9 protein-coding genes and 1 pseudogene are annotated in these 7,245 nt (G+C 44.2%); 7 read left to right on the top strand and 3 right to left on the bottom strand.

Going from position 1 to position 7,245, the window contains the following annotated elements; genetic code table 11:
* Together VIP81_RS08760 and VIP81_RS08755 are read left to right on the top strand one after the other, a co-directional pair.
* Nucleotides 1-694: hypothetical protein (locus tag VIP81_RS08760; protein ID WP_331958577.1), on the top strand; the 694-nt coding region annotated here is incomplete at its 5' end.
* Nucleotides 695-702: 8 nt separating this feature from the next.
* Nucleotides 703-1,164 carry a hypothetical protein gene (locus VIP81_RS08755; protein ID WP_331958574.1) on the top strand — a complete coding sequence of 154 codons (462 nt, stop codon included), beginning with the start codon at nt 703-705 and terminating at the stop codon, nt 1,162-1,164.
* A gap of 67 nt (nt 1,165-1,231) precedes the next feature.
* Here VIP81_RS08755 and VIP81_RS08750 read toward each other — a convergent pair whose 3' ends face one another.
* A complete protein-coding gene (locus tag VIP81_RS08750; protein ID WP_331958580.1) occupies nt 1,232-1,474 on the bottom strand; it encodes a helix-turn-helix transcriptional regulator in 243 nt (80 codons plus the stop codon).
* Nucleotides 1,475-1,690: 216 nt separating this feature from the next.
* Here VIP81_RS08750 and VIP81_RS08745 point away from each other — a divergent pair, with 216 nt between their 5' ends.
* Nucleotides 1,691-2,263 carry a hypothetical protein gene (locus VIP81_RS08745; protein ID WP_331958570.1) on the top strand — a complete coding sequence of 191 codons (573 nt, stop codon included), beginning with the start codon at nt 1,691-1,693 and terminating at the stop codon, nt 2,261-2,263.
* A gap of 60 nt (nt 2,264-2,323) precedes the next feature.
* On the opposite strand, the gene VIP81_RS08740 is transcribed toward VIP81_RS08745, so the two are convergent.
* Nucleotides 2,324-3,583: a hypothetical protein gene (locus VIP81_RS08740; protein WP_331958567.1), complete on the bottom strand. Its 1,260-nt coding sequence runs from the start codon at nt 3,581-3,583 to the stop codon at nt 2,324-2,326.
* A gap of 118 nt (nt 3,584-3,701) precedes the next feature.
* Between VIP81_RS08740 and VIP81_RS08735 the strand changes: the two genes are divergently transcribed.
* Entirely contained in the window at nt 3,702-4,253 is a 552-nt protein-coding gene (locus tag VIP81_RS08735) for a GNAT family N-acetyltransferase (RefSeq protein ID WP_331958564.1), read from the top strand.
* Nucleotides 4,254-4,357: 104 nt separating this feature from the next.
* Here the strand turns inward: VIP81_RS08735 and VIP81_RS08730 are convergent, their stop codons facing one another.
* Nucleotides 4,358-4,702, bottom strand: a complete 345-nt coding sequence (locus tag VIP81_RS08730; RefSeq protein WP_331958561.1) for a hypothetical protein — start codon at nt 4,700-4,702, stop codon at nt 4,358-4,360.
* A 299-nt stretch (nt 4,703-5,001) separates the two neighbouring features.
* On the opposite strand from VIP81_RS08730, the gene VIP81_RS08725 reads away from it, so the two are divergent.
* The 3 genes and pseudogenes from VIP81_RS08725 to VIP81_RS08715 all read left to right on the top strand — a co-directional run.
* Nucleotides 5,002-6,141, top strand: coding sequence for an NAD(P)/FAD-dependent oxidoreductase (locus VIP81_RS08725; RefSeq protein ID WP_331958558.1), 1,140 nt, complete (start codon nt 5,002-5,004; stop codon nt 6,139-6,141).
* Nucleotides 6,132-6,845, top strand: a complete 714-nt coding sequence (locus VIP81_RS08720; protein ID WP_331958555.1) for a methyltransferase domain-containing protein — start codon at nt 6,132-6,134, stop codon at nt 6,843-6,845. The genes VIP81_RS08725 and VIP81_RS08720 overlap by 10 nt, the downstream gene beginning before the upstream one ends.
* Nucleotides 6,842-7,245, top strand: a pseudogene (locus VIP81_RS08715) (type III polyketide synthase); the annotation flags it as partial. The gene VIP81_RS08720 and the pseudogene VIP81_RS08715, both read left to right, overlap by 4 nt.

Here is a 7,245-nt window from a genome sequence, read left to right as displayed (position 1 = left end):
TAAAGGATCTACAACAACAAGCACAAGTACACAATTACATCCCGAAGATAGAGGTAGCGCGAATGGTATGACTTGGGGCAAGGACCTATATCTTGATGGTTTAATAACCACTTCCCGGAAAAATTATGATTGGGAATCCATTGGGAAGATGATGAGTGCAGATAAATCTTTTGCCAGCTATATGACAGGGCGAAATGGAAGTGCTGCTGATTGGATGCGGAAGTCGGGAAGCTTTGAGTTGATGGAGGGATTAATGCCTACGATGGTTCAAAGTGGTTTAGGTGCTTATGCTGGTACAGCTTTTTCTACTAGTGGTAAATTTTTAGCAGGTTATGGGAATGATCAGATAGTTCTGGAAAGTATGGCCAATCTGCCATCTAGGAAAGGATGGTTCGATGTTGTAGTGCATGGAGCTAAGAATGGAGAGGAGTTTATTTTTAATGGACAACGGATGAGTGTTGAAGCATTATATTCAAAAATGCTTGCTGATGGTTATCAACAAGGTACTCGTATTAGGTTGATGTCTTGTTGGTCTGGCTCATTGGAAGGGGGAGCTGCTCAACGTCTGTCTGCGATGTCTCAGGCGATGGTTGTAGCACCTACCAGGCCAATGTTTGTAGGGTATCCTGGTTCTTGGTTTCAATTAGGTAAACCGATAGTTCCAGGAGGAATTTTCAAAGTATTTAAACCTTAATTTAGAATATGAATGTTGTCGGTTTTTTGCATGTTCATGATCCGCATATCGCATGCTCTAAAGATATAAATGATCTTTTTTCTGATAGTTTGCTTAATAATGAAAAGTTACCTGAAATCAGCAATTATTTAGAAAATGGAGTTTCAATAGTTCGTTATATATCGAATCTGTATGATACTGATGGGGAGCTTATTGGACCTAATATTATTTATACTGATGGTCTTTGGGTCTGGCCGAGTTATTATTCTTTTTACTTGAAGAAGTATCCTCAGATCTTGATTCCAGAGGAGTTGCAATCCCGCATTGGTTTAAATCTTGGGAAGATAATTAGTTTAAGTCAAGGAGAAAAAGGATATATAGAATATCTAACGGGTAAGATGCTGGGTATTAGATTACCTAGTGGGTACAAACTATCACCAGATATTAGCACTATTATAAAGGAAAGAGGAGATACTGTTACTTGTTATTAAGTAATTTATAGAGTAATAAAACCCGGTCGCTTTTGACCGGGTTTTATTACTTTATGGGTGTTGACTTTTATTGAATTGCTTTGAACTTTACGTTATTAATCATAGCATCGAGAGCGTAGAGGATACATTTTTTATCTTGATCAGGGAATTTAGAAATATCATTCAATCGCTTTAGCATAGAGGGGTCTTTTAAAAGTTCCCTGTCTTCGGACTCTCCGAGTAAGTAACCCACAGTTGTCTCCAAGACATCAGCCAGTTTTTTAACGACATCGATAGTAGGCTTCACTTCATCCCGTTCATACTTGCCGATAATGGAATGGTGAGAATGGTTTTATGGGGCAAAACAGCCTCCAAAAATATATAGACTTCATTAAATAAAAGCGGCCACCTCGGTGGCCGCACAATAATTTACTTCACCGCCACCACCTTAAAATCCTCAAACACCACATCAAACGCCAGCTTCGCATTTAGATCCCTGTTCCTGTTAGCAACTATAAGTTTATCCTTTGCTGCCTGTAACCTTGAAATGGCAGGACCTGATGTAAATCCGGTTTATCCACCGGGTACCAATCCACAAGATACTAGTACCACGGTAACACCACCCACAGGCACTGCTAAAATAGAAGGTACCTGGAATTTTGTGGGCGTAACGGTGAAGAGCACTACCTCCCAGAAAGAAGGTGTAGCCACCATGAAATCAATTAGTGAATATACCACTTCGGATAACGAAGGGGTGTTTGTTTTTGATGGTAAAAATATTACCATCACGGGACTGTCCTACACGATTAGTGGCACGATGAAAGTCACGGTGAGTGCACCTGGCATACCGACTACAGAGATACCCTATCCCATCATGGAGATAATGCCGTCTTATGATGGCGTGTCGCCCTATAAATCAACAGGCGGGAATAAGATTCATATGGATGAAGGATTTATAGGAGATCCGACCGGAACCGGTGTAACGCCTACGCAAGGTGCAGATGCCACAGTACTGGTAGATGGCGATAATCTGACCATGACTATAGACCTTAGCCAGATGGCAGTACCAGGCGTGCAGGTGTCCGGCACACAGGTGGCCAAATTTACAAGAAAGAAATAATCAGTTTCACAACTATAAAAAGTCAAGGGTGACCACTGCGGTCACCCTTGACTTTTTCGTCTATTTCTTTGCATCGGCGGTCTGCCAGATTTCTTTAATCGTTTCTTCTGTATTCATTCCATCGGGACAATTCGCAGAGCGGGTATTTGCCCGGAACTTGAGCCGGGGTTGCTTCCTGCCTAAAGTAACAATGCGTGTTACCGGCATTTGTAAATGGCCATTGCTGTCATGAGCAGCTACCCAGGCATGGGCATATCGCAGCCAGTCGTTGCGGTATTGTTCCGGTTGCTGATAAAACCAGCTGATCTCATCATAACCCCAGGGGTAGATGGTGGTGGTATCGGGTACACCGGGATGGTTACTTACGCCAAAATTATCCAACTCCACAAGATAAGGCATGGAGGCCGCTTTCCAGCCACTGGGTGCAATACCGCCTTTGCTTCTCCCGAAAAGGGCATCGGTAAACCCCATTTGCAAAATACCCTGTTGCGGGTGTTCCGGTACTGATTTGATGCGCAGGGGAAACGAGTTGAAGTCAAGCAAACTTTTCCCGTTTACCACCATGCCACCGGAAGGTGTATGTGCATCCAGCAATACCCAATGATGGCGGGTATGGTCTTTGGCGTAGGCACGCAATTTCTCCAGGAAGGCGGCCCAGGTAGTCAATGCAGGATCTTCCATGCCTATTAGCGCGATCTGCCCCAGGTGAAGCGCTTCGCAGCCTACTTCCATATAGGTGCCTGCCAGGAACATAAACCATAGCTGTGTTTCTGTCCTGGTGATATCGGGTACACTATTGCCTTTGCTCCAGTGGTCCACCAGTTTCCCTTTGAGATTGAGCATGTCGTCGTAACGGAAATGCCGGTCTTCCGCCGGAAGTCTCAATGCCTTAAAAGCCCAGTCGGGTATGGGAATGGTGTTGACCTGTGGCGTGATCTGTTCAAACAGGGCGGCCTGGAAAATCACTTCCGGATCGGTTTTCTGTACTTCCTGCACCAGCCGTTTCGCGTTGTTGAGGTAGTCTTTGTTGGCGAGTACTGCTTCGCTTCCCCAGCGATAAATAGCCCTGCCGATAAATTTCGCTCCCAGGTGATGAATCAGCCGGATATCATCTTCTTTGTTGGGATAGGGGGCATCTAACGCATACGGATCTACGGCGAGGAATTCGGTCATGGTGACGGCATGGTCCAGGTAGTTTTCCAATAGTGGCCGGGAAATTCCCTTTTCATTAAATGTGTGTTGCTGGGCGTGGACGGCGGTCCCGCCCATAATAAGTACTGCCAGCAGTGTGGCTGCCGGACGCTGAGTGACTAATCGCATGTCGTGGAATAAATTTGAAAACAAGATACTTTTTTTTGTGAAGGAGTTGTCACATTTTGGATGTGTGGTACAATGGTTTTTATCCTATATTTAGTTTTTAAAAACGACCAACCTAAACATGAAAGCTCTGCCGGATCAATTCCCCGTACTGCAAACGCCCCGACTGCACCTTATTGAAATACAACATGCGCATCAACCGGATCTTTTTTATCTCTTAACGGATAAACGGGTAACCGCCTATTATCATGTGGTGCCGCTGAAGGAAGTGGGGGATGTAAGAAAAGTAATTGATTTTTTGAAGCAACGTTTCCTGGATAAACAGGGAATCCGTTGGGGGATTGCTTTACAGGGCAGGGAGGAGCTGATTGGTATGATTGGTTTCAACAGTATTGTTCCGGGGCATAAAGGGGTATTGGTGTTTGCGCTGGTGCAGGAATACTGGGGCAAAGGATATATGGCTGAAGCCATAGCGGCAGTGCTGGAATATGGTTTTACTACTTTGGAGCTGAAGAGAATTGAAGCGGAGGTGTTGCCGGGCAATATAGCTTCGGAGAAAGTATTGATAAAAACGGGCTTCCATGCCGAAGGATTATTGCAACAATGGATGCTTTGGGACAACAAAGCTTATGATATCAATATGTATGCACAGGTGCGTCCACCGCACCAGTAAAGTATCTTTACTGCACCACTTGATGAGGGGCATAACGATCCCTTGCCCCTGACAGGGCGGCACAATAAAGACACTACAGGTAAGATGATCCGGCTATGGAGGGCTTAGGCTTTTTTAGCGGCTGCTTTTTTGGGAGCAGATTTTTTAGCGGCAGATTTTAGCGCATCTTTCTTAGGAGGCTTAGGCGCTTTCAGATTATCGGCTTTCGGAGCAGTTGCTTTTTTGGCTACGTTTTTTTTCGCAGCAGCTTTCTTTTTCGGCTTGGCAGGTGCCTTTTTATCTGATAAACCTGCGATCATGGCCTTGCTGGCTTTTTTAATGTTACGCAAAAACTTCTTTTCCCCTAAAGTCTCTTTTAAATCCCCCAAAGCGGCAGTGAGTATTTCGGCTACTTTTAAACCAGCATCCTTTTTCAGATGCTTGCCGGTCGGTTTCCTGGAATCGGTCATGGATAAATAATTTATTTACAAAAACAATTAAAATCAAAATTAACAATTATATAATATTGGCAATGTTAAGTTTTATAGTGGTTTGGTAAACAGCCGTATGCGCGTTTTTTAAATTATATAATTATTGAATGTTAAAGAAGTGAATAAGGAATATCCATTTTTCGTTTTTCGTATAGCCGGTACCGGTAGTACAGACTATAAATCCTTTTTTTCGCTGCCGTTATCAGCTATAATTTCGTTATATTGGGAACAGCAACGATTGTTGTGTCGGAGCTTGTTATTGTTTTAACCATAGGGGTATGGGTTCAAGAGATGTCATTATTATCGGAGGCGGCCTTTCCGGCCTGACCAGCGCTATTCATTTATCGAAAGCTGGTTTACAGGTAACTGTTATTGAAAAAAATACTTATCCTTCACATAAAGTGTGCGGGGAGTATGTATCCAATGAAGTGTTACCTTATCTGCAATCGCTCGGGGCTGATCCCGAAGCATTGAATCCTTCCCGGATAGACCGGCTTATTATTTCAGATCATTACGGTAAAACACTGGAAACGCGGCTCCCACTGGGAGGCTTCGGCGTGAGCCGGTATGCCTTCGATCAGTTCCTGATGCAGCAAATGCTGAAGAATGGTGTAGCATTGATCCAGGATACCGTGACCAACGTGGTATTTGAAAACGATCGTTTTTTTATAGACACCAATGAAAACGGTGTATTTTCTGCACCGGTGGTATTGGGCGCCTACGGAAAAAGAGCGGCACTGGATACTAAACTGGCCCGTAATTTTATGAATGAGAAATCACCCTGGCTGGCCGTGAAAGCACACTACAGGGGCGATTTTCCGGCGGATACCGTTGGTCTTCATAATTTCGACGGCGGCTATTGCGGCGTATCTAAAGTAGAAGACGATATCCTCAACATCTGTTACCTGGTGAGCTATGAGAGCTTCAAAAATCATAAAAATATAGCCACCCATCAGGAGCAGGTATTGTATCGTAATCAACACCTGAAGGAGATCTTCGAACGCAGCACGCTGTTGTTCGACAAGCCACTTACCATTAGCCAGGTATCTTTTTCTGAAAAAGAAAAAGTGGTCCATCATATTTTAATGACAGGTGATACCGCCGGTCTTATTCACCCGCTCTGCGGCAATGGTATGGCCATGGCCATACAAAGCGCGCAAATCGCGTCGGAAAAGGTGTTGCAGTATTTTGCAGCCACCGTAAAAAACAGGAACGTATTGGAACAGGAGTATACGAAAGCCTGGAATAAAATGTTCAGCAGCCGTATGCGCACCGGCCGCGTTTTATCGCGATTGTTCCGGAATGAAAAATTATCTGCTACCATGATGAAAGGGCTCATTTTATTCCCCGGCCTGTTGCCCGGTATTATTAAACGCACCCATGGTAAACCTCTAAAAGCAGCACTGGAATGCGTATAAATACCCGGCAAAGAAGTCAGGCGCCCGAAATTATGGATGACTTTAACATGGATGGAACACTGTTAAAAGAAACATTACATAAAATAGCACAAATCAACCGGCTGCTGGGAGGCAACCGGATTACACTCAAAGGAGTGACTGCCCTGATAAAAGATATTCCTGCCGGACAAACGATTACCATCCTCGACGTAGGTTGCGGCAACGGCGATATGCTAAGACAATTATCTGCATTCGGCAAAAAATTACAACGGCATTTTCAACTCGTTGGCGTAGATGCCAATCAGACTACGGTCACGCATGCACGGGAATTGTCGCAGGCATATCCGGATATTCAGTATCATTGCCAGAACATTATGGAGCCGGCTTTCCGGGAACAGCACTATGATATTATTTTATGTACGCTTACCTTACACCATTTTAAAGAAGAAGAAATCCGTTTCCTGATGACAGCTTTCCGTCAGCAGGCGAAGATCGGTATCGTGATCAACGATCTTCACCGGAGCGCATTGGCGTATCGTTTGTTTCAGCTGGTCTGCCTGGTGTTTAATTTAAACCGCATGGTAAGGGCAGACGGACAGGTATCTATTCTCCGGGGATTTAAGAAAAAAGAATTACATCACTTATCAGCAGAACTTAATATCGGCGCCTATTCGCTGCAATGGAAATGGGCTTTCCGCTATCAATGGATAATTAATAATTTATGAGCGTTAAAATTCAAACTGTCGCGAAAGCTATCCCTCCCTATACAAGATCTACTCCTGAAATATTACCTTTTTTAGACACCTGGTTATATGGACAGGAAGACCGGTTCATCAGAAAAGTAAAGAAGATCTTCGAAAATGCCGGCGTCGATAATCGCTATTCGATTATGGGGCCGGAAGAAGTGTTTACCAAAACAACTTTTGAAGAGAAGAATAATATTTACATGCGCGAAGCCATTGTGCTGGGGCGTACCTGTTTGCAGGAGGCACTGAATAAAGCAGGGCTGAAAGGTACCGACATCGATTATATTATTACCGTGAGTTGCACCGGCATCATGATTCCTTCACTGGATGCTTACCTCATCAATGAACTACAACTCCGGCAGGATATCGTCCGCTTACC

Origin of the sequence: Chitinophaga sp., assembly GCF_036566945.1 — a bacterium.
Taxonomy (GTDB): Bacteria; Bacteroidota; Bacteroidia; order Chitinophagales; family Chitinophagaceae; genus Chitinophaga.
Note: the sequence above shows the minus strand (reverse complement) of the source record. Positions and strands in the feature narration are given on the sequence as shown.

What these genes read in the sequence shown, in the direction of transcription:
- VIP81_RS08755 (WP_331958574.1), top strand. Translation starts at nt 703, where the DNA reads ATGAATGTTGTCGGTTTTTTGCATGTTCATGATCCGCATATCGCATGC.
- VIP81_RS08745 (WP_331958570.1), top strand. Translation starts at nt 1,691, where the DNA reads ATGGCAGGACCTGATGTAAATCCGGTTTATCCACCGGGTACCAATCCA.
- VIP81_RS08740 (WP_331958567.1), bottom strand. Translation starts at nt 3,583, where the DNA reads ATGCGATTAGTCACTCAGCGTCCGGCAGCCACACTGCTGGCAGTACTT.
- VIP81_RS08735 (WP_331958564.1), top strand. Translation starts at nt 3,702, where the DNA reads ATGAAAGCTCTGCCGGATCAATTCCCCGTACTGCAAACGCCCCGACTG.
- VIP81_RS08730 (WP_331958561.1), bottom strand. Translation starts at nt 4,702, where the DNA reads ATGACCGATTCCAGGAAACCGACCGGCAAGCATCTGAAAAAGGATGCT.
- VIP81_RS08725 (WP_331958558.1), top strand. Translation starts at nt 5,002, where the DNA reads ATGGGTTCAAGAGATGTCATTATTATCGGAGGCGGCCTTTCCGGCCTG.
- VIP81_RS08720 (WP_331958555.1), top strand. Translation starts at nt 6,132, where the DNA reads ATGCGTATAAATACCCGGCAAAGAAGTCAGGCGCCCGAAATTATGGAT.